This is a genomic window from Labilibaculum sp. (assembly GCF_963664555.1).
Lineage (GTDB): Bacteria > Bacteroidota > Bacteroidia > Bacteroidales > Marinifilaceae > Labilibaculum.
Genome location: NZ_OY761461.1, coordinates 815,164 through 841,392, shown reverse-complemented (window position 1 = coordinate 841,392; position 26,229 = coordinate 815,164). Strand labels below are relative to the sequence as shown.

At 38.2% G+C, this 26,229-nt stretch carries 19 protein-coding genes, 2 tRNA genes and 3 rRNA genes; 4 read left to right on the top strand and 20 right to left on the bottom strand.

What is annotated here, in order from left to right:
- Window positions 1-121: 121 nt before the first annotated feature.
- A complete protein-coding gene (locus ACKU4N_RS03515; RefSeq protein WP_321320624.1) occupies window positions 122-1,087 on the bottom strand; it encodes a hypothetical protein in 966 nt (321 codons plus the stop codon).
- A 722-nt stretch (window positions 1,088-1,809) separates the two neighbouring features.
- Between ACKU4N_RS03515 and ltrA the strand changes: the two genes are divergently transcribed.
- On the top strand, window positions 1,810-3,111 hold the full coding sequence (gene ltrA / locus ACKU4N_RS03510) for a group II intron reverse transcriptase/maturase (RefSeq protein WP_321320622.1): 1,302 nt from the start codon (window positions 1,810-1,812) through the stop codon (window positions 3,109-3,111).
- Window positions 3,112-3,219: 108 nt separating this feature from the next.
- Here the strand turns inward: ltrA and ACKU4N_RS03505 are convergent, their stop codons facing one another.
- The 8 genes from ACKU4N_RS03505 to ACKU4N_RS03470 form a co-directional block, all read right to left on the bottom strand.
- The gene (locus ACKU4N_RS03505; RefSeq protein ID WP_321320620.1) at window positions 3,220-3,987 is read right to left on the bottom strand and encodes a BAR domain-containing protein; all 768 of its coding nucleotides are present in this window, start codon (window positions 3,985-3,987) and stop codon (window positions 3,220-3,222) included.
- Window positions 3,988-4,127: 140 nt separating this feature from the next.
- Window positions 4,128-4,793, bottom strand: coding sequence for a reverse transcriptase domain-containing protein (locus tag ACKU4N_RS03500; protein WP_321320618.1), 666 nt, complete (start codon window positions 4,791-4,793; stop codon window positions 4,128-4,130).
- Window positions 4,738-5,382 (bottom strand): reverse transcriptase domain-containing protein, encoded by a 645-nt coding sequence (locus ACKU4N_RS03495; protein ID WP_321320616.1) that lies wholly within the window; start codon window positions 5,380-5,382, stop codon window positions 4,738-4,740. Before ACKU4N_RS03495 ends, ACKU4N_RS03500 begins: the two co-directional genes overlap by 56 nt.
- Window positions 5,383-6,053: 671 nt before the next feature.
- Window positions 6,054-6,509, bottom strand: coding sequence for a hypothetical protein (locus ACKU4N_RS03490; RefSeq protein ID WP_321320614.1), 456 nt, complete (start codon window positions 6,507-6,509; stop codon window positions 6,054-6,056).
- Window positions 6,506-6,901 carry a DUF4265 domain-containing protein gene (locus ACKU4N_RS03485; protein ID WP_321322741.1) on the bottom strand — a complete coding sequence of 132 codons (396 nt, stop codon included), beginning with the start codon at window positions 6,899-6,901 and terminating at the stop codon, window positions 6,506-6,508. Before ACKU4N_RS03485 ends, ACKU4N_RS03490 begins: the two co-directional genes overlap by 4 nt.
- A gap of 242 nt (window positions 6,902-7,143) precedes the next feature.
- Window positions 7,144-7,656 (bottom strand): hypothetical protein, encoded by a 513-nt coding sequence (locus tag ACKU4N_RS03480; protein WP_321320612.1) that lies wholly within the window; start codon window positions 7,654-7,656, stop codon window positions 7,144-7,146.
- 172 nt (window positions 7,657-7,828) lie between these two features.
- Window positions 7,829-8,329 carry a hypothetical protein gene (locus ACKU4N_RS03475; RefSeq protein ID WP_321320610.1) on the bottom strand — a complete coding sequence of 167 codons (501 nt, stop codon included), beginning with the start codon at window positions 8,327-8,329 and terminating at the stop codon, window positions 7,829-7,831.
- A 963-nt stretch (window positions 8,330-9,292) separates the two neighbouring features.
- Complete coding sequence (locus tag ACKU4N_RS03470; protein ID WP_321320608.1) at window positions 9,293-9,487, bottom strand: DUF1289 domain-containing protein; 195 nt, start codon at window positions 9,485-9,487, stop codon at window positions 9,293-9,295.
- A 1,190-nt stretch (window positions 9,488-10,677) separates the two neighbouring features.
- Between ACKU4N_RS03470 and ACKU4N_RS03465 the strand changes: the two genes are divergently transcribed.
- Window positions 10,678-11,967: an arginine deiminase gene (locus ACKU4N_RS03465; RefSeq protein ID WP_321320606.1), complete on the top strand. Its 1,290-nt coding sequence runs from the start codon at window positions 10,678-10,680 to the stop codon at window positions 11,965-11,967.
- Between the two features lie 98 nt (window positions 11,968-12,065).
- A complete protein-coding gene (locus ACKU4N_RS03460; RefSeq protein ID WP_321320604.1) occupies window positions 12,066-12,605 on the top strand; it encodes an RNA methyltransferase in 540 nt (179 codons plus the stop codon).
- Between the two features lie 2 nt (window positions 12,606-12,607).
- On the opposite strand, the gene ACKU4N_RS03455 is transcribed toward ACKU4N_RS03460, so the two are convergent.
- The 11 genes from ACKU4N_RS03455 to ACKU4N_RS03405 all read right to left on the bottom strand — a co-directional run bounded on the left by ACKU4N_RS03455 (window position 12,608) and on the right by ACKU4N_RS03405 (window position 24,615).
- Window positions 12,608-13,420, bottom strand: coding sequence for a hypothetical protein (locus ACKU4N_RS03455; RefSeq protein ID WP_321320602.1), 813 nt, complete (start codon window positions 13,418-13,420; stop codon window positions 12,608-12,610).
- Window positions 13,421-13,561: 141 nt separating this feature from the next.
- Window positions 13,562-15,286, bottom strand: a complete 1,725-nt coding sequence (locus tag ACKU4N_RS03450; RefSeq protein ID WP_321320600.1) for a tetratricopeptide repeat protein — start codon at window positions 15,284-15,286, stop codon at window positions 13,562-13,564.
- A 115-nt stretch (window positions 15,287-15,401) separates the two neighbouring features.
- Window positions 15,402-16,037, bottom strand: coding sequence for a deoxynucleoside kinase (locus ACKU4N_RS03445; RefSeq protein ID WP_321320598.1), 636 nt, complete (start codon window positions 16,035-16,037; stop codon window positions 15,402-15,404).
- Window positions 16,038-16,220: 183 nt separating this feature from the next.
- Complete coding sequence (locus ACKU4N_RS03440) at window positions 16,221-16,709, bottom strand: hypothetical protein (RefSeq protein WP_321320596.1); 489 nt, start codon at window positions 16,707-16,709, stop codon at window positions 16,221-16,223.
- A gap of 102 nt (window positions 16,710-16,811) precedes the next feature.
- A complete protein-coding gene (gene pnp / locus ACKU4N_RS03435; protein ID WP_321320595.1) occupies window positions 16,812-18,944 on the bottom strand; it encodes a polyribonucleotide nucleotidyltransferase in 2,133 nt (710 codons plus the stop codon).
- Window positions 18,945-19,046: 102 nt separating this feature from the next.
- Window positions 19,047-19,316: a 30S ribosomal protein S15 gene (rpsO, locus tag ACKU4N_RS03430; RefSeq protein ID WP_101263426.1), complete on the bottom strand. Its 270-nt coding sequence runs from the start codon at window positions 19,314-19,316 to the stop codon at window positions 19,047-19,049.
- Between the two features lie 262 nt (window positions 19,317-19,578).
- Window positions 19,579-19,689, bottom strand: a 5S ribosomal RNA gene (gene rrf, locus ACKU4N_RS03425).
- A 106-nt stretch (window positions 19,690-19,795) separates the two neighbouring features.
- Window positions 19,796-22,670: ribosomal RNA gene (locus tag ACKU4N_RS03420) — 23S ribosomal RNA — on the bottom strand.
- A 122-nt stretch (window positions 22,671-22,792) separates the two neighbouring features.
- Window positions 22,793-22,866: transfer RNA gene (locus tag ACKU4N_RS03415), tRNA-Ala, on the bottom strand.
- A 12-nt stretch (window positions 22,867-22,878) separates the two neighbouring features.
- A tRNA-Ile gene (locus ACKU4N_RS03410) sits at window positions 22,879-22,952 on the bottom strand.
- A 143-nt stretch (window positions 22,953-23,095) separates the two neighbouring features.
- Window positions 23,096-24,615, bottom strand: a 16S ribosomal RNA gene (locus tag ACKU4N_RS03405).
- The 16S, 23S and 5S rRNA genes sit together here with 2 tRNA genes alongside, the layout of an rRNA operon.
- 853 nt (window positions 24,616-25,468) lie before the next feature.
- Here ACKU4N_RS03405 and ACKU4N_RS03400 point away from each other — a divergent pair.
- Window positions 25,469-26,200: a polyprenol monophosphomannose synthase gene (locus tag ACKU4N_RS03400; RefSeq protein WP_321320592.1), complete on the top strand. Its 732-nt coding sequence runs from the start codon at window positions 25,469-25,471 to the stop codon at window positions 26,198-26,200.
- Window positions 26,201-26,229 lie beyond the last annotated feature (29 nt).

Here is a 26,229-nt window from a genome sequence, read left to right as displayed (position 1 = left end):
GCTTTAGCATCATCTTACTTCTTCAAACTCCTGCTAGCACAAGCTTGTAGCGGGGTGATGATTGTCTTCTTTTCCAGTCTAAAAGAACGCGATACAATCGCGCACAAGCGGGGGGCCATTGTTAGGTGCCATAATTATTATCTTCAAATAGATTTACAGTTCTGGAATTATTCAAGAAAAAATTACTTTCTGAAAATTCATAAAAACTATCAATTGTTTTACTATCAATTTTTTCCTTGATCAAAGGAGACATTCCCCAATTCTCAATATGTACGGCAAATAGATCTGTTAGTTTTTCCTCCAACGGCTCCATATCTAGACCCTTCCAACTTTCAACATATTCTTCAATCCAACTGGTCGAATGTTGCTTGTGGTAACCAATAATAACATTTAAGTAATTTTGATCTGGTATTATATGTATGAATACTGATTCGAAAGGATCATCTCTTTCTGGATTAACGATTTGATGGGTTGGACTAAAAATAGCAGAGCCATAAACTTTGATCAGGGGATATTTATATATTTTAAATTTAAAATCGTTATTATTTTCCTGTAATTCTTGGTCAACTAATTTCCTATAAAAAGATAAATCTTGTATCCCTAATTCTGAACCTTTAACAAGGTTTTCAATTATTTCTAAATCTATATTTCCTCTTAAGGTTTGGGCGTTTAGAATTCTGTTATGTTTATCGAGAACAACTTCTTTTTTTCTAATTTCAGAACACACTACACGATAACTTAAAAGTAATTGTATTCTATAATCTGATAAATCAATTGGATGGGTTTCAACTTCTTTAAACAATTCCGTATCATGATGATTACAAAAAAGAGGTAAAGAAAAAGCCTTTTTTATTCCTATTTTTTTCATCTCAATTGGAATTTCATTGGGTGACCATTTAAAAATATCCGTAGGTTTTACCTCAACTAAATGTCCATTTTCGGAAACATTATCAAGCACTCCATTTTGCTGAAGTAAATGAGAATTTATTGCATTCTCATTACAACCGTTAATAATGCATTTCCATTTTTTTGAATTTACATTCTTATCGATTTTTGCAATTATCTTTTGAACCTCTGTTGGCTTCATTATTCTCAGTTTTTTTTGTGTTTTATGGCACCTAACGTTGAGTGTATGGTGTCGTAAGGGATTGCGGGCTTCAAACCTATCAAGCTACCACCCAAATTTGATGCGGGTGATACCGCTGGAAAACTTATGAAACCCTTATGCACTATACACATTGTGTGTGCCCTGCATGAGCATGACCACACCCACCGAAAGGTCGTTGAAAATGTTAAATATACAAATTTAGCATAAACAATGATTCTTGGAAGGTGTATTTTTTTTCCAGAGGGTGCAAGTCCCTTATGCACTGTGGTGACTCTCAGAAGCATTAGTAAGTCGCAAGGTGGTTTACCGTGAGGTATGCACTGAAGGAAGCGAGACTACAAAATCCGGTACTGACGAACAGGAACCTGATATGAGGCTATAAGTTTGGATAAGGCAACACATCATGTCGACGTCCCAGCTCTTTAAATAAAGAGAATAAATGAAGTAGTAGATCAGGCAGGCATTGGAGGAAGGAAAATGTTCTTACCAGGGGAGGTCTTGTCAACCACGAGTTGGTTATGGCAAGAAGTCAGCAGAGGCCATAGTAGCTGTAAGACCATGAGCCACAAATAGAGATTGTGGAGGACTCACAGAGCAGTGAAGGGCTGAACGTTAAGTTGTTCCAAATGTTGCAAAGAAGCTGTTGTTAACAACTCTAGCTTTGTATTAAGCGGAACAGGGAAAAGAAAAAGTAAACTAAAATGATTGAACAAATACTTACACGTAAGAATATGGTGCGGGCGATGCATCAAGTCCAGAAGAACCAAGGTTCAGCAGGAGTTGATCGTATGCCCGTGACTAAACTCTCAGATCTGATGTCAATTGATAAAGCGGAACTGACACAGAGTGTTCGTTCGGGTAATTATTTGCCTCAAGCCATTTTAGGAGTCGAGATTCCAAAAGGAAACGGGAAGATGCGCTTATTGGGTATCCCGACTGTAACCGACCGTTTGCTTCAGCAAGCTGTACTTCAAATTATCACGGCAAAGTTTGAATTTGAATTTTCGGACTTTAGCTTTGGGTTCAGACCGAACCGAAGTCTGCATCAGGCAGTACTAAAAGCTCAGGGATATATCAACGATGGCTATCAGCATATTGTAGATATTGACTTGAAGACCTTCTTCGATGAAGTCGATCATTGCCATTTACTGCAACAGCTATATCGCAAGGTAAAATGCAAAGCAACAATGCGTTTAATCCGCAAATGGCTGCGTGCCCCGATCTTAATCGAAGGCAAGTTGGTCAAACGCAGAAAAGGCGTACCGCAGGGGAGTCCATTGAGTCCGTTGCTGTCCAATATCATGTTGCATGAACTGGATCGGGAACTGGAAAAACAGGGATTGAAATTCATCCGCTATGCCGACGATTTTAGTATTTATACCAAATCGAAAGCTACCGCCCGAAGAGTTGGGAACAAGGTTTACAAGTTTTTACGAAATAAACTCAAGTTGACAATTAATCGGGAAAAGAGTGGCATTCGGCGACCTGTTCATTTTACCGTTTTGGGTTTTGGCTTTGTGCCTACCTACAGGAAAGGTGAGCGGGGCAAGTACCAACTGATAGTATCAGAAAAGAGTTGGAAGAAACTGAAAGAAAAGCTCAAACTAATCACTCGAAAAACGACACCGATGAGCTTTGAGGAACGCATCCAAAAACTGAATGAGGTTCAGCGGGGTTGGGTAAATAACTTCCGTATGGCAAGTATTTTAGTCAAACTTCAAGATCTCGACGGTTGGCTGCGCAACAGGCTCAGATATTGCATTTGGCACCATTGGAAAAAACTTGAACGAAAACGGAAAAACCTGATTCGTTTAGGAGTTGAACAAGGACAAGCCTATGCATGGTCTCGTTCACGTATGGGTGGTTGGGCGATTGCTCAGAGTCCTATTTTGGTAACTACTATTACTCTTGAAAGATTGCGGAAACGCGGTTATGAATCTATGCTCGACATTTACAAACAAATCACGCCTGTTCGACGTGATTCCTTATTCCCCTTAACTTAACGAACCGCCGTATACGAGACCCGTACGTACGGTGGTGTGAGAGGTGCATCCCGACTATTTTAGTCGGGACCATCTACTCAATTGTGTGCTGCCGTTTATCCATTAGTGTCAAGATACCCATAATCCAATTTCATGTTTAATTCTCCATAATCCGTCTACTTTCTCAACAATTAGGATTAGTCCATAAGCATTTAATCCATTTTTAAAGAATGTGTAGAAAAAGAATCCTTTTGTTAAGTCTGTATTGAAAATCACACGACTACAAGTAATCAATCCAATTTCTTTAATGTCGTTTGTTTGTATTCTTGTTTTTTGGTCAGGATATTTATCGTTTGTTATCTCAAATCTGCTGTGGTTCTCTATTTTATTAAAATCAATATATCGAGTTACATACTTATCAAGTTGTAATGAATTTAACAAAGTTGAGTCAATCCGTGAAACCTCTTTCAAGTCCTCTGATTCCTTGTTAGATATTTGGTAAAGTGAATCTGTTACAAATATTAAAAGTCTCCGTGAATCATATTGACTTTTTAAACTATCTTGAAATTCTCTGAAATCAGCATAGAACTTTTGCAATTTATCATAATCACCTTTAGTCTCAATTAACTTTTTTGAATACTCAAACGGATAATACTCTTTATCACCCCAATCAAGATTATCTCTGTTTTCTTCAGGTTTCAGCGCAATCTCAGCCAAATACTGCTCTGGCATGAGCGGAATTAGCCAATCATTATAATAGTATCCAGTATCGATGAGTTGAATGAATAAATCATTTATTACATTAAATTCCTCTTTGTGATATTTCTTGGAATCTTGTGCAGAAACTTTCATACAAAAGAATCCAAATATTAATATTAATCTAATTGTTTTAATCATGCAGAATCTCTCTTTTGCGGTTGCACACAACGGAAAATTGGTCGAGTAGGCAAAGGGAGTCTCACCCTAAGCCTCTCACAGAACCGTGCTTGATAGTCTCCCATCACACGGCTCTTGTCGTATATAAATCGAGTTACAAGTTAAATAGAAAAATTCAATTTCCAGTGATAAAACAAATATGGAAACTGTTTCTTTATTCTCTTAAGCCACGCATAAGCGCGACAAATACTATTCTTGTAACGTTTGTACTTTCGTCGTGCCCATCGAACCAAGCGAGAGTGTAGTAAGCGGAAAACATGATGCATTTCCCACATGCGGAATTTGCCGTAATAATTAAGCCAGCCTCTTATTTGAGGATTAAGCCGTTGTGCTATTCCCACAATACTTCTACACGTTTTACTTTCTTCTAGCGAAATGGCTAACTTTTCAGCGATCTTCTTACGTGAAGAAATGCTGATTGCACAACCGTAACCTTGAAAAAGATTTCCTGTTTTCTGCGATTTACTACTGCGTGGCTGAAAGCTATAACCTAAGAAATCGAACTTGACATTCTTATGTTTCTCTTGCCTGCGGTAATCTCTGCAATAAACCAGCTTGGTCTTTTCGGGATGCAATTCAAGATGACATTCAGCCATTCTTTCGTGCAATTTGTTCAGCAGCCAATCTGCTTGCCTTTTGGTTCTACAGTGAATTATGGCATCATCAGCATAACGCTCAAATTTCACATTGGAATTTAGATTCTCTAACCATTTATCGAAAGCATAATGTAGAAACAGATTCGCCAACAATGGACTTGATAACGCCACCTTGCGGTGTGCCTTTTCCTTGTTTTTGTATCAATTCCCCATTTCTTCGTTGAATTGGCATATGCAACCATCTTTCGATGTACACACACGCCCAATTCTCGGCTACATGCTTTCGTACCGCCAGCATCAGTTTTGCATGATCAATATTATCGAAAAACCCTTTGATGTCTAAATCAATTACCCAGTCGTTTTTCCAACAATTACGCTGAACCTCCTCTAATGCTTGATGCGCATTTCGACTAGGTCGATAGCCATAACTGTTGTTGCTGAAAATTAATTCAAATCTTGGTTCTAGATAATTCTTGACCACTTGTTGACCGATGCGATCGACAATAGTAGGAATTCCTAGCTTACGCATTTTTCCATCCTTTTTCGGAATTTCAACCTCTTTTACTGGCGGTGGAAGATAACTCCCCGATGCCATACGATTCCAGAGTTTGTAGAGTTGTTGTGATCGGTTGGATTCAAATTCATCCCAACCAATCTCATCAACTCCAGCACTTCCTTTATTGGATTTCACTTGTTTGTAAGCATTCCATATCATGGTACGACTTATTGGTACCGATTTCGTTTCATTCCATAGATTCATCCTCTTATCGAGTTGATTTCTGTTCTAAAACCATACGACTCTATCCCTTTGCTCCATTTCCATTACAGAAACATCAACACTACTACGGATAGATCCGTCCCTGTTGTTGTACATTGCTATTCGGCCTCTAAGTTGTACTTATTGCGCCTTTCACTTCACATTACAACACAGGTTCCCAAGTTCCTTATATGAGCCTAAATAGAAGTCATGCCACCTGAACACCGCCTGCCGTGCAACCAATAAACAGGTTTCCGTTGCACTTATCATCGCATAACATACTTTGCGACTTTTGACAGAATTTATCCACTTCTCGATACCTCATCAGTGGTTCACTTTCGTTCATCTCTTCTATTAATACCTGCTATACTCTCGGTATAGATTCTCCTAAACGCTCAATACCATGGCTCTTTACCACAGCACCTTTAGGTGGTTTGATGCCCTTTCCTGTAAAACGACACCGGTGGGTCTAGCTTACAACTGCTATCCACCATCTCAAATAAAGCATGCTGCACTGTTTTATGCCGATGTGCAGCTTCTTGGCACACTATGAAATCGTTGGGGATTGCGGGCTACTTTCCTGTCCAGTTACACTGTACTTAATGCGTAGCAGAAACCCTGCACAACCACTTAAACCCCAATGTTTTATACCGCGTGTTGTAGCCAGTTGTTATTTATTTTATATCTATTCCTAATCCTTTTGCAGCTGATTTTATTGAATCAAGAATCTTTGTAACAATCTCATCATTATCATTTAAATCAGCAATTTTTTTATGAATACCAGCTAAATCAATTCCGTCATTTACAGGTTGTTTAAAATCATCTATTATCAATTGAGTATCAATTTTATCCCGATTTGATTTTAAAAGTTTTATAAATCTCTGTGTTTCGATGTCAGCCAACCAATACAATGTCCAGTTTGATGCTTCAGACCACTCAACATTATTATGACAAGATTTTTCCATTGAGAATAAAAAATCCATTACTAACTTATCAGTTATTGAGTCTTTATTAATCCGAAGATTTTTAATCGTTTCCAAATTACATTTAGAATTATCAATATTCTCCTGGCAATAAATATTAAGATTAATTATCAGTCCGAAAACTATGGATAATATTTTTGAAATCATAACAAATCATTTTTATGTTTATCCGATAAACAAGGTTCTGCATATCCAATAGTTTCAGCTATCTCAAGTTTATCTAATTCTGTTTTAATCGGTTTGTAATTTATATCAAAAGGAATCTCCATTGAAAAATATTTTTCATTTACTTTCTCAGATTGGCAACCTTTATCTAAAAATGAATCACGTATTTTATTGACTTCGGTTTTTTCATCCATAATAACAATCTGAATGACTGAATTACCAGAATATTCTCTTGTATCTCTATAAGTCAGCATTTGTTCAGAATCATCAAATTCCGCAAATATCAAATCATCGGAAGCAATCAACGGAGCATAAAATGGTATATTATCTAATTTATATAATCCTTTTTCTTTATCAATCACAAATGCCCACATTGTCTCAACCATTTCCTCGTCGAAAAGTGAACTGTGAAATCGGAATAATATCTTTTCGCGTTCTTGTTTCATGTTTGCAGGATGTTTCTCACAATTGGCTACAACGGAAAATTGTAAGTTGTCGTTGCGGATTGCGGGTGATTCTCTGTCTCGTGATAAACTGTTGTTGTTGCGAGGCAAGAACCATGTTGTCAGCCCGAAAACCGCAATGCAATTTACAAAGTGTTATAGGTTGTATTTTTTTAGTAATCAAATTTATGGTAGAATCTACGATAAATATAAACTCCAACTGATAATAAAATTAAAATGACTCCTCCTGTCGGTGCTAAAAATCTTCTGGTGGATTTATCTGTCTCAAAAGTTTTTTTACTATCAAGGAATATTTGCTTGTCTGTTTTAATACCAAGAATCTGTATTGTCTTTGATTTATTTAGTTGCCCAATTTGCTTTTTATCAATTTCAAAAATCAAAGTGTCTGATTTGTTTGTTTTTTGAGCCATTAAATCGATGAGGAAAAACTCATTATAATCAGCGGCAATTTTGAATTTGTTTTTATATCCATTTAATCTTAAGTCATATGAAATTGAATTTTTTATTCTGATTGCTTGAATGTCTGTAATACTTGATCTAATGTCAGCAATTTGATCTAATGATTTTACTCCAGTCGTTGAAGTTATAATGATAAAAGCAATCGCTGAACAAAAGCAAATAAAAAAGATAATTATAGATGATATTTTTCTTGTCTTTGTGCTCATTTATATCTTGTTAGGGCAGAAATTTATATAACCTATAACGATTTTGGTATGAGGTCGTGGCGATCCGACGAAGTCAGGATTGTCCGGCCGTTAATAAAACTACTAAAAAGATTCGACTTGTCGAATCGTGCCGAGAGTAGCCATGCCTTATACCATGTGTTATAGGCTGGCATTATTTTAAATCAATTTTTATTCTATACTTACTTTTTGGTGCAATATGAAAAAAAACATCATCTCCATCACTGCACTTGTCAAACAATTCCTTGTCAATTCGATATTTCGTGTTGTCAATTATTAAGTCATACCGCATAAATTTATTCATGCTTCTATTATGAGGAAGCGGTCCTACATTTGCACTTCCAGCTTCAACATCTTCTGTGGCTAGTTTTTTTTGAATTGTCTTTCGCTCCAGTATTTTTTCTTTATTCCTTAAGTCTGCTTTATATTTTCCATTCATAAGGTAATTCATTAGAACAGAAATAATAAAAAGTATTCCTATTGTCAGGTATATATGAATACTTCCTTCAATTTCCCGTTCGAAACTAACAATGAAGTCAACCAATGCAGTTATAAAGATTGACCCAAGTGTAAAAAAGAAAAATGGAAGTATATATCCCATTCTACATTGATATTTAATGTTCTTTATGTCTTGTTCGGTAAGTTTTCTTCTCATAGGTTAATATGATTCTTTTCTTTTGCTTGGCTATAACTCCTAAATAAAGCAATGGGCTTTATTTCGTTTATATTTTAAGAAAAAGTGTATTTAGCGACCCATATCGGGCAGTAATGTACACATATTATGATAGTAATATAAAATATCATCTGTAAAAACCTTACTAAAGTAGTAAATCGAAACAAAGATTCAAGCTGTCAAACCTGCCAACTTGCAGCCTACCGAATAATTGCCTGCAAAAGCTTTGGTTTTTTTAATTGAATCAATCCCATAAAGAGAGGGCATCCTTTATGGGATGCCCTTTAAACTCTTTGCTGCAATTCCAGACAATACTTGTTTTTATAAAAGCCTGCTGTGGTTTTGCTTAAAACCACGTGTGGTATTACTCAAAACCACACGTGCTTTTGGATGAAACCACGTGTGGTTTGCATCGAAACCACACGTGCTTTTCTTAAAAGATCAAATTTTGTTAAATCCAGAGTCTTTTACTGCTTTTATGGGGTGTTTGTAAAAAAAGAACCATCCCGAGCCTAAGCCCGGAATGGTTCTGTTATTTAGTTGTATGTGGTAAGTAAATAAAATCGATTCAAATTGCTTGAATTCATATTCCTTACGGCATTAAGAATATTGCTTACAGGTAAATGGATATTGCTTACGCCCAAATTAATCCCCTTACACATAAAAAACATGTTCTTACAGCTAAATGGATATTGCTTACAGTGGAATTGAACCCCTTACACATGAAAAACATAAGCTTACAGCTAAATAATGCACCTTACATGTGTTTTGTTACACCTTACAGGTAAAATATACGCCTTACAGTTATTTTGGTATTCCTTACAGGTAAAATGCCCGCCTTACAGCTATTTTGGTATTCCTTACAGGAAAAACAGGCTCCTTACAGGTAAGAGGTCGCCCTACGCGTGGCTTTCAGCCGATTTACCGGTTTGGAGTTCAATGTTTTTATCTGAAAAAAGTTCCTGTAGCTGTGTCGGGTGCATTTCGTCGGTCGGCAGCTTTTTTAATTACAGCTTCTTTTTCGGGGTTGGTGTAAAGCGACCAGTTTCCAATTTCTTCAGTTGTTCTTCTGCATCCAAAGCATACGCCGTTGCTGTCTTGCCGGCAAATGCTAATGCAGGGTGATTGTATATCTTTCATATGTTTATAATTTTAAGTTTTTGTCATATAGCCTGTCCCGAACTTGTTTCGGGAGAACTTACCATGCTTAGATAATCATCTCCCTGTGTGTTAAAATCACTTTGGCATGAACGTTTCATATGTTTATAATCAATTGCGTCCTAAACGTTTTTTGAGAATAAGTATTAATTACTTCTTTTATAAAAACTTACAGCTCGTAATAATCTTAAGGGGTACAATTTAAGTTAGGTATTTGATTGGCATCTTTTTTAAAGAGCTTTCGTTTTAGTTCAAACCTTTAGTAAGACCGGGAAGCTGAGAACTTGTTCGAAGATCGCCCGTACGCACTTAGGTTTGAATTAAATAAGGAAGTTTTTTTAAAAGCAGCCTTGATCTTTTGCGATAAATGAGGGCAGAGTCAAGCTTGCTTGCAATATGCCGAGTGTAGCAAAATAATGTAATAATTTCTTTATTCGTAAATGAAATTTCTGGAACTCATGATCTCTCTTCGTTCGGTAGCTTTCGTTTCTTGTTTCAAGACAAGAAATGATGTCGGGTTTGGGCGGAAAGCCCAATTGTTAAAATCAATTAGGACAATATTGTTTGGCAGCTATAAATAGCAGGTAAAACGCCATTGACCGCAGGGAGTGATTTGTGTGGCCAGCAAATTATTTTTCTTATGGATAAGGAAATTGGAACAAAGTGTAGTGAAAATTGCCAGGGAGGTTTAGGTCTGATATTGGTTTTATGAATTATTCAGAGGTTTTGGTTTTATGCCGATTGGATAAATTGGGTGTTATACCCTATTATTAATACAAAGGCCTGCGTTAAGGATTGAAGCGGTTACCCCGCAGACATATCTAAAGCGAAGCGGAAGAATATGGCGGGGAGTAATAGCGGAAAGCCTGACCTGAATTCCCCGAAACAATTGTGCAGGGGAATTTAGGAAACGCCAAAAAACCAATAATTTAAATGTGTCTGCATTCTGCCGTCAACATCAACACTACATTACATAACACGCAAAGTAACTTCCAGATTCAAACTCTTCGTATTGATCATGATCTTAACGATTTCAGACACTGTTAAGGAAAATTGAAATTTACTTAACGCAATCCTTTTCAATGCCCCAAATTTTTCTTTCATTTGCAAATCTAAAAACATGTATTTTTAGACGCAAACAACTATAACAAACGGTACTTTAATTGAGAGGTATGACAAAGTATGTAGAATTAAATGTAAGATCGGAGATTGGAGAATTGGAAGGTGTAATCCTTCACACTCCCGGTTCAGAAGTTGAAAACATGACTCCCGAAAATGCCGAAAGAGCTCTTTACAGTGATATTTTAAACCTATCGGTTGCAAAAGATGAATACAAACAATTAAGCGGTGTTCTTTCTGAAATTTCAGAAACTTATCAGGTTAAAGATTTACTGGCTGATGTGCTTGCAGATGAAAAAGCCAAAGAGAATGTTATTGACCAAATTTCTGCAATGGAACCTCAGATAAGTGTTAAAGGAAACACTTACTGCATAAAAGATTTCCTGCTGGAACAGACACCCCTGGATCTTGCTTCTCTATTAATCGAAGGTGTTCCTTTAAAAAGAGACAACCTGACTAAATTTCTGAGTAAGGAACGATATGCAATGCGGCCACTGCACAATTTCTTCTTCACCAGAGATGCTTCAATGTCAGTTCTGGACGAGGTTCTGATTGGTAAAATGGCCAGTTCGGTTCGCGATAGAGAATCCTTGATTATGCAGGCGATTTTTGATTATACTCCTGGATTTAAAACAAAAACAGTTAATCCGATTGATAATCCTGAAATGGATCCCAATTGTACCATTGAAGGAGGCGATGTATTAATTGCCCGTGAAGACATCATGATTATTGGTAACGGAACCCGCACATCAACTCAGGGTATTGATTTTATTCTGGCTCAGTTACTTTGCCAAAAAGACAAAACACAACGCCATTTATTAATACAGGAGCTGCCAAGTCATCCGGAATCTTTCATTCATTTGGATATGGTATTTACCCTTTTAGATGTTGATAAATGTATGGTTTACGAACCCTTAATTATCCGTCCAAACAAATACCAAACTGTTCACATTGCTATTGAAAACGGAAAAGTGATTTCTATCACCCGTGAAAACAATCTTCTTCAGGCTCTGAAAAAACTTGGAATGGATTTGAAACCTATTTATTGTGGCGGAAACGGAGATCCTTGGAATCAGGAGAGGGAGCAATGGCACAGCGGAGCTAACTTTTTTGCCGTTGGTCCGGGAAAAGTGATTGGTTACGGACGAAACGTTCACACCATGGATGCAATGAATAAAAACGGATTCGAAATTCTTCGTGCAAAAGACATTATTCGTCATAAAGTAGAGCTTTCCGATTACGAAAAATATGTAATAACCCTTGAGGGATCGGAATTGCCACGTGGCGGCGGCGGTGCGCGCTGCATGACTATGCCCGTTCGCCGTAAACCTGTTAACTGGTAACAATTCAAACAAAATAAACGAAAGGAATCTCAAAAGGATTCCTTTTTTTATATTTTTGTAGCCAATTCTATTATTGACCTTATATTCCAATAAAAGCAATGAGAAAACTAAAAAACAGCGAGCTAAACAGAAAAAGCATCGATGAGTTTAAAGAATCTGAAAAAACTCCCATCATTATTGTTTTGGATAATGTAAGAAGCCTGAACAATATTGGTTCTGTTTTTCGTACATCGGATGCGCTTTTGGTAGAAGCTGTATATCTTTGTGGAATTACTGCCACACCTCCACACCGCGAATTGCACAAAACTGCTTTAGGAGCGGAAGATTCTGTCTATTGGGAATATTTCGAAAAAACGGAAGATGCTGTTGCGAAATTAAAGAGTAATGGCTTTGATGTTTACTCTGTTGAACAAGCAGAAAACAGCACATCTCTGGAAAATTTCACAATGGATTCCTCTAAGAAATATGCCTTGGTTTTTGGGAATGAAGTAAAAGGTGTTCAACAGAATATTGTAAGTCTTTCTGAAGGTTGTATAGAAATACCTCAGTTCGGTACCAAGCATTCTTTTAATGTATCTGTAAGCTGTGGAATCGTGCTTTGGGATCTTTTCTCAAAACTAAACTATCACAAAAAATAAGCTTATTCCTGAAGATTAAATTCTAAAGTAATAATAGATCCAGGAAATTCTTTTTCATATAATTTTGAAAAGCTTCGGTGCTTCACCTGTTTCCAAACTCCATCGCCCGATAAAATTTGAATTTTACCCTGATTTTGCTTTATAAACTGACGAATAGTATACAATCCAATTCCTTTATGAGCATCTTTTTCTGTTGTATGTCCGTTCTCAACAGCCCACTCAATGGCTCCAACACCATTTAGCCTTTTATTAAGAGTTTTATTTACGAGTAAACTAAATGGCCGCCCCTGACTTACAATGCTTATTAAAAGCTTCTTATTATAAACAGAATAGTAGTGTGCAATAAAAACTTCTTTGCAGTTGCTGTGTGCAAAAGCATTCCGGTAAACTTCGGCCACACACAATTGAACAGCCATTTTCAGCTGCTTATTTAATTTCACTTCAGGCCGCTCAGGAAAGATCCTCTTTTCCAAATAATCAGCCAAAGCTTCTTCATCTACCGAAGCAAACTGCTGGCATTTTACAAAACATTTCCATAAATATTTGCGGGCAGAACCATTAATCAGCTTCTTAGAATTAAATAAATTTTGAATAGGCTCCTGCATATTCACAAGTCGAACTTTATTCTTCCTGCGCTCCAAACCGGCAATAACACTTCCCAATATGGCAAACAAATTGGATTCGATCACCTTAGTGTTTGCAAAATTCAGAACAATTTGCTCCTCAAAACAGTTTTTTGTTTGGTGATGCATTTCCGAAAAGAAAACATAGCCTTGAAAATTGTTTACTACCTTATATGGGAATTGGATTTCCATTCTACAATCAAATTAATTCATTATTTCACTGATAATAGTGAGAAGACGAAGATAAAAAATCTACTGAACAAATTACTTTACAAGAATAAAAAAAAAAGCGACCCATGAATGGGTCGCTTTCAATATTTTATGAATAACGAATTATTCAACGATAGCTTTGAATTTAGCATCTTCGAAAACTTTAGCAAATTCCATGTCGGTTTTTGCAGTAGCTTTTAAAGAAGCATCTTTAGAAACAGCTGTTTCAAGGTTTGTGAAAACAAGATTGTTGTTATCAGTTCTTGCACCAACAACAGCTTTCAAATAATAAACCATTGCATCATCGCTGGTGTTAGCATTTAGTTTGTCTAAAGCAACATTGTATTTTCCAACAAGTATGTTAGCCAATGCAGCGTTAGCAGCAGTACACTCACCAAATTGTTTCACAGCTGTGTCGTATTGTGCTTTTTTAACTGCAACAATACCTAAATTGTAATTAACTTCGTTTCCAGCTCCGGTTGCAGCTCCAAAAAGAACTTCCGCTTCGCTTACATTACCGTTTACTAACTCAACAGCACCTAAGTTGTTTTTAACAACAGGATTGTTGGCAGAAAGTTGGTCAGCTTTATCGAAGTTAGTTTTAGCTTCAGATACTTTATTCATTCCGAATAAGATCATACCAGCATCGTTATAACCTCTCCAATCGTTAGAAAATTGCTTTTTAGCAGCTTCATAAACAGCTAATTTATCTTTAGCAGAATCAACTAATGTAGCAGCAAATAATAATTCTTCAACATTCAATTCAGAAGGATTAGTTAAAGCAAGAGATTTTAACTCAGCATCAGTTTTTCCAATAAGGTCAACATTAACAGTAAATTTAGCTCTTCTTAATTTAGGAAGTACTTCTTTTTTAACTTCGTCAAAAGCAGCAGAAATGTTTCTAATTTCTTTTTCACGTACTTCAGGATCTGAATACATTGAAAGAACACGTAAAATCAACTCTTTATCTTGAATATTAGAAGCTTTCATTAATTCCTGGAATCCAGCCCAATCTTCAGGAGTTACTTTGCTTTTAAAGAATTCTTCAGCAGCATATTCATCCATTTTAGCTTTCTTCATTTCTTTCTTAATGTACTTAGAAGAAGAACCTTCACGCTTAGTTGCTAATTTCTCATTAAAATCCTGCTTTCCATCCGGAGATGCATAAGCAGCAACTTCAACACCTTTGTATTCTTTATTCTCATCCGTCTTAACTGCATCCAAATATGCTTTAAGAGCAGTAACGTCATCAGCTTTCATTTCCGACCAACGAATTTGAGCACTGTTAATCAAGTAATGAAGATCTGCTTCTTTACTTTCTGGAATAATTCTTTGGAAAGCATCTTTTCCAACAATGTTACGTGGAGAATTTTGAACCAAAGTAGCAGTAGCAATAACACCATCAGCAACTTTATAAGGATCAAATTCCTGAGACTTATCACCTTTACTTCCAACCATTCTTACTTCAAGGTCAGAAATTCTCATCGCTTGCTCATAAGGGATTTTTCCTGTATAAGTGATTGTTTTACCTGTTTCGTAAGGAACAACTGTATTGTTTCCTTGAACTTTTTCACCTTGCAAAGTTTTTGAAGGGAAAGCTTTCTCTCCTGATTCAAACTTTAAAACCGGAGTTGCAACTAAAACAACATTCTTGTTGAAATACTTTGCAGGAATATTAACAGTGATTTTTACATCAACCATATCTGCATGAGCTTCCAAAACTTCAGGAGTCACTTGATACTTGATGTTACTTGCTTCTTTCTTCATTTTGCTCAATCCTGCGCAACTCGTAAGAACTGCAACTGATAACAGCAAAGAAGCTAGGGAAATAACCTTTGATCTTTTCATAACAACTACTTAATTATTTTAACTTTAAACATTATAATCTAGTTCAAAAACAAATTTAAGAAAATTTTATGCAAATTAAATCGATTCGATAATTTTATTTGATATAACAAGGCTTTCAGAGAATAATTCTATTTACCCCCTTTTTGCAGTTAAAATTGAATATCGTATCTGAAACTTTATTGTAATCATCTAAATTATTAACAAAATCGATGCTATTTGTATCTATAACAAGGAAACTGAGTTCCTGCTGCTGTTTAAAAAACTCAAAATAACTGTCTTGAATTTTCTGCAAATAATCTGCTGAAATTTCCTGTTCATACTCTCTCCCTCTACTTTTTATATTGCTTAATAGCTTATCTACATTTGAATGTAGATAGACATATAAATCGGGTTTTGGTAAGGAATTATAGATAATATGGAAAAACTGTCGATAGAGACTATACTCATCATCCTTTAGCGTTTGCTTTGAGAAAATCAATGATTTCATAAAATAATAATCGGCAATCGTAAATGATTTAAATAAGTCTGTCTCACTTAATTCCTTTTTTAATTGATTGTATCGGTCTGCTAAAAAAGACATTTCCAAGGGAAATGAATACTTGTCCGGATCTTTATAGAATTTTGGTAAAAACGGATTGTTTGCAAACTGTTCCAAGATTAGCTTCGCATTATATTGTTCAGCAATCTTATGGGAGAGTGAGGTTTTACCTGCACCAATATTTCCTTCTATTACGATAAATTTATAATCCATTAATAGTGAGTTACAGATTTGGAGACATAAAAATAGAAAATGAGGCGCAAATATCAGGATTTTTATAAAAAAAGAAAGAACCATTGCAAATAAAACAGTAACAATGGCTCCTAACTATAATAAAATTGAAAAAGTCCATCTATTAAATCAGAATCATTGAAATTTGACATTCTATTTTTCAGTTTAAATCTGTTTTCCTTCGCGAATTAAAGCCTTGTCTTTGCGGCTCCCCAGAACATTTCCGACAAACATTCCAATTCCTGAAGTCAGAAAAAACACTGATGGATTGAAACTATAAAATATTCCGTAAGACAAAAGAAGACCGAAACCAGCCCCAAGTAATGTATATACTGCGGAATAAGTATAAGTAAAATGATGTGCCTGAAATACTTTATGTTTATCTTTTAAATGCTTTAGCAAGCTTTCAACTTTTTTCTCATATTCGCTTCTATTTACACCTGACTTATTGATTAAGCGATCCAACTCCGCCACAATACCTTCCAACTCTTTTCGGGCATACCTGCATTCTAAACAACTCTCATCATTGTTTAAATGCTTTGCTATTCGTTTCAGTTTTTCAATTTGATAAAATCGATAATCGCGTACTGATATATAAAGATCAATTTGTTCATCAATTTCACTTGAAATTTTACTAAGCCAATTTTCATCCATAAAGCCAATTCTATTTTAGAAGTTTTAAAGTTAGGCATTCAACCTATAACAAAAAAAAATCCTGGAATAAATCCAGGATTTCTAAACCATATATTTGATTTTCTATTTTTCGTCTTTCTCAGGCTTAGGCAACAAAGCTTTTCTGGAAAGTTTCAGTTTACCCGACTTCGCGTCAACTTCAATAAGTTTTACCTCAATAATCTGACCTTCTTTCAAAACTTCATCAACTGTATTAAGTCTTCTGTGTTCTATTTCAGAAATATGCAGCAAACCATCTTTTCCTGGAAGAACTTCAACAAAAGCACCAAAAGCAACTATTGATTTTACTTTTCCTTTGTAGATTTCTCCAACTTCAGGAATTGCAACAATACCTTTAATACGAGCTAAAGCTGCATCAATTGCTTCTTTATTGTTAGCAGAAATATCAACAACACCTTTATTGTCAATTTCCTCAATAACAAGAACAGCACCTGTTGATTCCTGAATTTCCTGAATGATCTTTCCACCTGGTCCGATAACTGCACCTATCATATCTTTTGGAATTTCAATAGATACAATACGCGGAGCATGAGGTTTCAAATCTTCTCTTGGTTCGCTGATCGTTTCTTCTATTTTTCCAAGAATATGAAGGCGCCCCAAACGTGCCTGATCTAAAGCCTGAGCTAAAACTTCGTATGGAAGTCCATCAACTTTAATATCCATTTGAGTAGCTGTGATACCATCTTTAGTTCCAGTTACTTTAAAGTCCATATCACCTAAGTGATCTTCATCACCTAAAATATCAGATAATACAGCATATTTCTCAGCACCCTTGGTTGAGATCAATCCCATTGCGATACCAGATACCGGATTTTTAATCTTAATACCTGCATCCATTAGTGCCAATGTTCCTGCACATACAGTAGCCATTGAAGAAGAACCATTCGATTCTAAAATATCAGAAACAACACGGATAGCATATGGAGAATCTTTAGGAATCATTCCTTTTAAAGCTCTAAAAGCAAGATTTCCGTGCCCTACTTCTCTACGGCTAATACCACGCGATGCACGGGCATCTCCAGTTGAGAATGAAGGAAAATTATAATGAAGAACAAATTTCTCTTTTCCTCTGTACAATACATCATCCACCATTTTTTCATCCAACTTAGTACCTAAAGTAACTGAAGTTAATGATTGTGTTTCACCTCTGGTAAATATCGCAGAGCCGTGAGCACCTGGCAAATAATCAATTTCTGACCAAATTGGACGAATTTCGTCAGTTTTACGACCGTCCAAACGTACACGATCCTCTAAAACCATTTCTCTAACAGCATCTTTTTCAACATCGTGATAGTAACGACCAATCAAAGACTTATTAATCTCGGAAGCCTCTTTACCTTCAGAATATTCTGCAATAAACTCTTCTTTGATTGCTCCAAATGCATCTGAACGTTCGTGCTTATTTGGGTTTTGTAATCTTGCTGCAGCTAATACTTTAGCATATGTTTTATCCACGATTAACTGACGAAGTTCTTCATCATTAGTTTCGTGACAATATTCTCTTTTAACAGTTTTACCTGTTAGTTCAGCCAACTCAATTTGAACCTGACATTGAACTTTAATAGCTTCATGACCGAATTTAATAGCTTCCAGCATTTCAGCTTCAGAAATCTCAGACATTTCACCTTCAACCATCATGATGTTATCCATGGTAGCAGCAATAATCATATCGAGATCAGCAGTTTCCAATTCTGTACGAGATGGATTAATCATCATTTTGCCATCAATTCGGGCAACACGAACTTCAGAAATTGGTTCTGAAAATGGAACATCAGATACTGCAATCGCTGCAGATGCAGCTAAACCTGCAAGAGCGTCAGGCATATCATCAGCATCAACCGAAATTAGGTTAATGGAAACAAAAGTCTCTGCGTGGTAATCTGCAGGAAATAATGGACGTAGAGCACGATCCACAAGGCGACAAACAAGAATTTCATAATCTGAAGGTCTGCCCTCACGTTTCATGAAACCTCCAGGGAATCTACCCAATGCACTAAATTTCTCCTTATATTCTACCGATAAAGGCATAAAATCGACATCAGCTTTTGCATCTTTTGCAGACACAACAGTAGCCAACAACATGGTCTTACCCATTTTAACTACAACAGCTCCATCAGCTTGTTTTGCTAACTTCCCTGTTTCAATTGTGATGGACCTTCCATCACCTAATTCAATTATTTTTTCAATCACTTTCATCTTTGTGTAGTTTATTTCAAACTCTTTTTAGGATAAGCAACAAGATGTCGCTATATATTATAAAAAGCAATCCCGATTACTCGGGATTGCTTTAATATGATATTATTTACGAATATTTAAAGCTTTAATAATAGCTCTGTATCTTTCAATATCTTTTGCTTTTAAGTAATCAAGAAAATTTCTTCTTTTACCTACTAGCAATTGCAGTGCACGTTGGGTACTGTAATCTTTTCTGTTTTTCTTTAAATGTTCAGTCAAGTGACTGATACGGTATGAAAACAAAGCTACTTGTGATTCTGCAGTCCCAGTATCTTTGTTAGACTTCCCGTACTTCTCGAAAAGCTCTTGCTTTTTCTCTGCTGATAAATACATAATTCTTTTATTTGAAAATTTAAAACTTATTATAACTGATTGCCTAATACAACCAGTTCGCAAAATTAAGCAATATTTTCTACAAAGCAAGATATAGCAATAAAAAACATCAGTTCAAAATGCTGAATTATTGCAAATTACTTCTATTATGAGCTTATTGGTTATATCTTACAGTATTATTCTCATTAACCAATTTCTAATGTACCGGCATTTACGGCAAAAAAAAAGAGTCTCATTCTCATTGGAACAAGACTCTTTTAAAAGTCGGCGTCGACCTACTCTCCCACCTTTCGGCAGTACCATCGGCGCTAACGGGCTTAACTTCTCTGTTCGGAATGGGAAGAGGTGGAACCCCGTTGCAATAGACACCTAAAATCATTAATCTAATATTGAGCTTACACCCGCAAGATTATATCATAGACATATCAAAAAAATTAAAGTAAAAATAGCATCCGAAAAAATTCAGCGATGAACCCCGCACTCAGAAGTATTAGGGTAATTAGTATTGCTCGGCTTTGATGTCACCACCTTTACACCTGCAACCTATCAACGTCGTAGTCTCCAACGACCCTTAAAGGAAATCTCATCTTGAGGTAGGCTTCGTGCTTAGATGCTTTCAGCACTTATCCCTTCCGAACGTAGCTACTCTGCAATGCAGCTGGCGCCACAACAGATGCACTAGAGGTTCGTCCAACCCGGTCCTCTCGTACTAGAGTCAGATCCTCTCAAATTTCCAACGCCCACAACAGATAGGGACCGAACTGTCTCACGACGTTCTGAACCCAGCTCGCGTGCCACTTTAATGGGCGAACAGCCCAACCCTTGGGACCTTCTCCAGCCCCAGGATGTGACGAGCCGACATCGAGGTGCCAAACCGCTCCGTCGATATGAGCTCTTGGGAGCGATCAGCCTGTTATCCCCGGCGTACCTTTTATCCTTTGAGCGATGGCCCTTCCATGCGGAACCACCGGATCACTATGCTCTACTTTCGTACCTGATCGACCTGTATGTCTCACAGTCAAGCACCCTTGTGCCATTGCACTCTACACACGATTACCAAACGTGTTGAGGGTACCTTTAGAAGCCTCCGTTACTCTTTTGGAGGCGACCACCCCAGTCAAACTACCCACCACACACTGTCCGTCGTTAGACGTTAGACTCCAGATAAGCAAAGGGACGTATTTCAAGGTTGACTCCACAGCCCCTGGCGAGGCCGCTTCGTAGTCTCCGTCCTATCCTACACATTACTTACCCAAAATCAATGTGAAGCTGCAGTAAAGGTGCACGGGGTCTTTCCGTCCCGTTGCGGGTAATCGGCATCTTCACCGATACTACAATTTCACCGAGCTCATGGCTGAGACAGTGCCCAGATCGTTACACCATTCGTGCAGGTCGGAACTTACCCGACAAGGAATTTCGCTACCTTAGGACCGTTATAGTTACGGCCGCCGTTTACTGGGGCTTCATTTCAATGCTTCTCCGAAAATAACATCTCCACTTAACCTTCCAGCACCGGGCAGGTGTCAGGCCTTATACTTCAACTTTCGTTTTTGCAAAGCCATGTGTTTTTGATAAACAGTCGCCTGGGCCATTTCACTGCGGCTCTCATTACTGAGAGCGTCCTTTCTCCCGAAGTTACAGGACTATTTTGCCGAGTTCCTTAGCCATGAATCACTCGAGCGCCTTAGTATACTCTACTTGACTACCTGTGTCGGTTTGAGGTACGGGCAACTTTAACCTGAAGCTTAGAGGTTTTTCTTGGAAGTAAAATTAGGCACACTATCTGCGCTGCCGTAGCATTGCAGTACTATCGACTTTCAGCTCAAGATGCGGATTTGCCTGCATCTATCATCACGTACGGTCTTCAACGAACTATTCCGTCAGTTCGCGGTGCTTTCATCTCTTCGTCACCCCATCGCAGTTAAAGCCGGTACGGGAATATTAACCCGTTGTCCATCGAGTTCGCCTTTCGGCTACCCCTTAGGTCCCGACTAACCCTGATCCGATTAGCGTTGATCAGGAAACCTTAGTCTATTGGCGTGCGGGTTTCTCACCCGCATTATCGTTACTTATGCCTACATTTGCTTTTCCAGAAGCTCCACAATGCATTACCACACTGCTTCTGCGCCGCTGGAATGCTCCCCTACCAGTTAGAATAAATTCTAAATCCATAGCTTCGGTAGTATGTTTTATGCCCGATTATCATCCATGCAAGATCGCTCGACTAGTGAGCTGTTACGCACTCTTTAAATGAATGGCTGCTTCCAAGCCAACATCCTAGCTGTCAATGCAATCTCACCTCGTTAGTTCAACTTAACATACATTTGGGGACCTTAGCTGATGGTCTGGGTTCTTTCCCTCTCGTCCGTGGACCTTAGCACCCACGGGCTCACTGCCAGATATAAGTTATAGCATTCGGAGTTTGTCTGGATTTGATAGGCGGTGAAGCCCTCGCATCCAATCAGTAGCTCTACCTCTATAACTCTCGACTCTGACGCTGCACCTAAATGCATTTCGGGGAGTACGAGCTATTTCTCAGTTTGATTGGCCTTTCACCCCTACCCACAGTTCATCCCAAGACTTTTCAACGTCAACGGGTTGGGCCCTCCACTCTGGATTAACAGAGCTTCAGCCTGACCATGGGTAGATCACCAAGTTTCGCGTCTACCCCCACTAACTTTACGCCCTATTCAGACTCGCTTTCGCTTCGACTACGGACCTGAAGCCCTTAATCTCGCTAGTGAGGAGTAACTCGTAGGCTCATTATGCAAAAGGCACGCCGTCACACCCAAAGGTGCTCCGACCGCTTGTAAGCGTATGGTTTCAGGTACTATTTCACTCCTCTATTCGAGGTGCTTTTCACCTTTCCCTCACGGTACTTGTTCACTATCGGTCTCTCAGGAGTATTTAGCCTTACCGGATGGTCCCGGCAGATTCACACAGAATTTCTCGTGTTCCGCGCTACTCAGGATACTGCTAGAGGCTTTTTGCTTACGTGTACGAGACTATCACTCTCTACGGTGTGTCTTTCCAAACACTTCCACTTCACGCCATTTCTCTTATTGCAGTCCTACAACCCCTACATTGCCGAAACAATATAGGTTTGGGCTGATCCCCGTTCGATCGCCACTACTAGGGGAATCACTTTTGTTTTCTTCTCCTCCGGGTACTTAGATGTTTCAGTTCTCCGGGTTTGCCTCCATTGCTGGATATCTATAAATAGATGGGTTGCCCCATTCGGAAATTCACGGGTCAAAGGTTATTTGCACCTCTCCATGACTTATCGCAGCTTATCACGTCCTTCATCGCCTCTGAGAGCCAAGGCATCCGCCATACGCTCTTAATTACTTCTTATTGTGTTAACAAAAAATAAATCTCGTTGCCGAAATTCATCCCTGTTTCTTTACTTTTGTTACTTCTACTTTAATTTTGTTTCAATATGTCAAAGAACTTTAAATACACCATTTGTATTTCTGTGGAGAATATCGGAGTCGAACCGATGACCTCCTGCGTGCAAGGCAGGCGCTCTAGCCAACTGAGCTAATCCCCCATAAACGTTGTGTAGTCCTGCGCAGATTTGAACTGCGGACCCCTACATTATCAGTGTAGTGCTCTAACCAACTGAGCTACAGGACTATTACTACCTATCAGCTTAGCGGTGAAAACACCCTAACGCTATGGGTTATGGTATAAATAAATTTATGAAAACAATCAGTCAGGAAATACAGAGCAATTCCTTATCGAACTACAATATCTATATTAATACTTCCAATCTCTAGAAAGGAGGTGTTCCAGCCACACCTTCCGGTACGGCTACCTTGTTACGACTTAGCCCCAGTTACCAATTTTACCCTAGGACGCTCCTTGCGGTTACGTACTTCAGGTCCCCTCGGCTTCCATGGCTTGACGGGCGGTGTGTACAAGGCCCGGGAACGTATTCACCGTAGCGTTGCTGATCTACGATTACTAGCGAATCCAACTTCACGGAGTCGAGTTGCAGACTCCGATCCGAACTGAGACCAGCTTTAGAGATTAGCATCCAGTCGCCTGGTAGCAGCCCTTTGTACTGGCCATTGTAACACGTGTGTAGCCCTGGACGTAAGGGCCGTGCTGATTTGACGTCATCCCCACCTTCCTCTCACCTTACGGTGGCAGTCTCGCTAGAGTCCTCAGCTTAACCTGTTAGCAACTAACGATAGGGGTTGCGCTCGTTATGGGACTTAACCCGACACCTCACGGCACGAGCTGACGACAACCATGCAGCACCTTGTAAATTGCTCCGAAGAGAAAGCCTATTTCTAAGCCGGTCAATCTACATTTAAGTCCAGGTAAGGTTCCTCGCGTATCATCGAATTAAACCACATGTTCCTCCGCTTGTGCGGGCCCCCGTCAATTCCTTTGAGTTTCATTCTTGCGAACGTACTCCCCAGGTGGATTACTTAATGCTTTCGCTCAGTCACGCACGGTGTATTGTGCACAACGAGTAATCATCGTTTACGGCGTGGACTACCAGGGTATCTAATCCTGTTCGCTCCCCACGCTTTCGTCCATCAGCGTCAATGTTAGCTTAGTGAGCTGCCTTCGCAATCGGTGTTCTACGTTATATCTATGCATTTCACCGCTACATAACGTATTCCGCCCACCTCAACTAAATTCAAGGCCTTCAGTATCAATGGCAGTTCCGGAGTTGAGCTCCGGGATTTCACCACTGACTTAAAAGCCCGCCTACGGACCCTTTAAACCCAATAAATCCGGATAACGCTTGGATCCTCCGTATTACCGCGGCTGCTGGCACGGAGTTAGCCGATCCTTATTCTTACAGTACCTTCAGTTCACTACACGTAGTAAAGTTTATTCCTGTAAAAAAGCAGTTTACAACCCATAGGGCCGTCATCCTGCACGCGACATGGCTGGTTCAGGCTTGCGCCCATTGACCAATATTCCTCACTGCTGCCTCCCGTAGGAGTCTGGTCCGTGTCTCAGTACCAGTGTGGGGGACTATCCTCTCAGACCCCCTAAGCATCATAGTCTTGGTGAGCCGTTACCTCACCAACTAACTAATGCTACGCATGCCCATCTTTTACCTCCGTAGATTTAATATCCAAACCATGCGATTCAAATATATTATGCGGTATTAATCCAAATTTCTTTGGGCTATCCCCCAGTAAAAGGTAGGTTGCATACGCGTTACTCACCCGTGCGCCGGTCTCTAAGCAGCAAGCTGCTTATACCCCTCGACTTGCATGTGTTAGGCCTGTCGCTAGCGTTCATCCTGAGCCAGGATCAAACTCTTCGTTGTATAAAAACTTTTGTTATAATTCTGCTCATGAATGTATTAAAGTTATCGTAATTCTTTATTGACAAGGTATTATTCTTGTATTTACCTAACTTGTTGTTTCCAATATTTTCAAAGAACTTTTCCCGGCCGTTTTTCCCTTACTTAAAAAGGCAACCTGTTCTAAAATTTCATTCTTAAATAAGACAGCCGTTGCTGTCCCTAAAAGCGAGTGCAAAGATAAAGAAATAAATCCTAAACTTGCAAATCTTTTTTTAACTTTTTTTTTCAAGCTAATCTCACTGCAAACCCCACGTTTCCTAGTGGCTCACGAGTTCGTTAACTCTTAAAGCGGGTGCAAAGATAAATCATTTAATTCAACATATCCTAATCCCAAAGTAAAAAAATTTCAAAAAAAATAAACCAAGGCTTTTGTGAAATCAAAATCACTCCCAAAAACACTAAAAAAACCAGGCACCTTCCGTTGAAAGCGGTGCAAAGATAAACCATTATTTCTCCCAATTCCTAATCAAAATTGAAAAGTTTTTCAAACTTTACCTTAAATCCCTGATAACATGAACGTATAATTTTAATGGGAAATTAAATTAGCGAATGCTTTGTGATGATATCGGGAAAAACATCATTCGCTAACAATGGCAAATCTCCACCATTAGGGATAGAAGCGATATCCTTTTAATGAGGAACGAAGTAAAAGATTTAGCGAATAGCCCGACCAATTACCCTAATTTTTTAGCGGGTAATTGGAAATGGCCTGATTAAATTGAAAATTTTAGGCTTTTTAACTATCGTTCGGAAAAGATTTTAGGTAGATATACTATCTTCGTATTGCAAATTGTTTTTAACACATTAATCTCTCATGGTGACGAATCGTATTGTTATTATACCAACTTACAACGAAAAAGAAAACATTGAAGCGATTGTAAGGAAGGTTTTTTCGCTGGATACAGCTTTTGATATTCTTATTATAGAAGATAACTCGCCGGACGGAACTGCAGCTATTGTAAAGAAACTGCAAAATGAGTTTTCGCAACTACATATTATAGAACGTAAGGGCAAGCTTGGTTTGGGAACAGCATATATTACCGGTTTTAAGTGGGCGTTGGAGCACAAATATGAATATGTGTTCGAAATGGATGCGGATTTTTCGCACAATCCGGAAGATTTAATTCACTTATATAAGGCTTGTTCGGAAAAAGGTGGAGATATGGCTATTGGTTCGCGCTACGTTTCCGGTGTAAATGTTGTAAATTGGCCTATGGGTAGGGTATTGATGTCGTATTTTGCATCGAAATATGTCCGGTTTGTAACGGGAATGAAAATTCATGATGCCACAGCCGGCTTTAAATGCTACACAAGAAAGGTGTTGGAAACGATTAATTTGGATAACATCCGGTTTAAAGGTTATGCTTTTCAGATTGAAATGAAGTTTACGACCTGGAAATTTGGTTTCAATATTATTGAAGTACCAATTATTTTTACGGACAGAACTCAGGGAACCTCTAAAATGAGTGGTGGAATTTTTAATGAAGCCGTTTGGGGAGTGATTAAAATGAAGTTAAGAAGCTTTTTCACCAAATACGAAAGATAGATTTGAAATGCATCAGTCAAGATTAACTT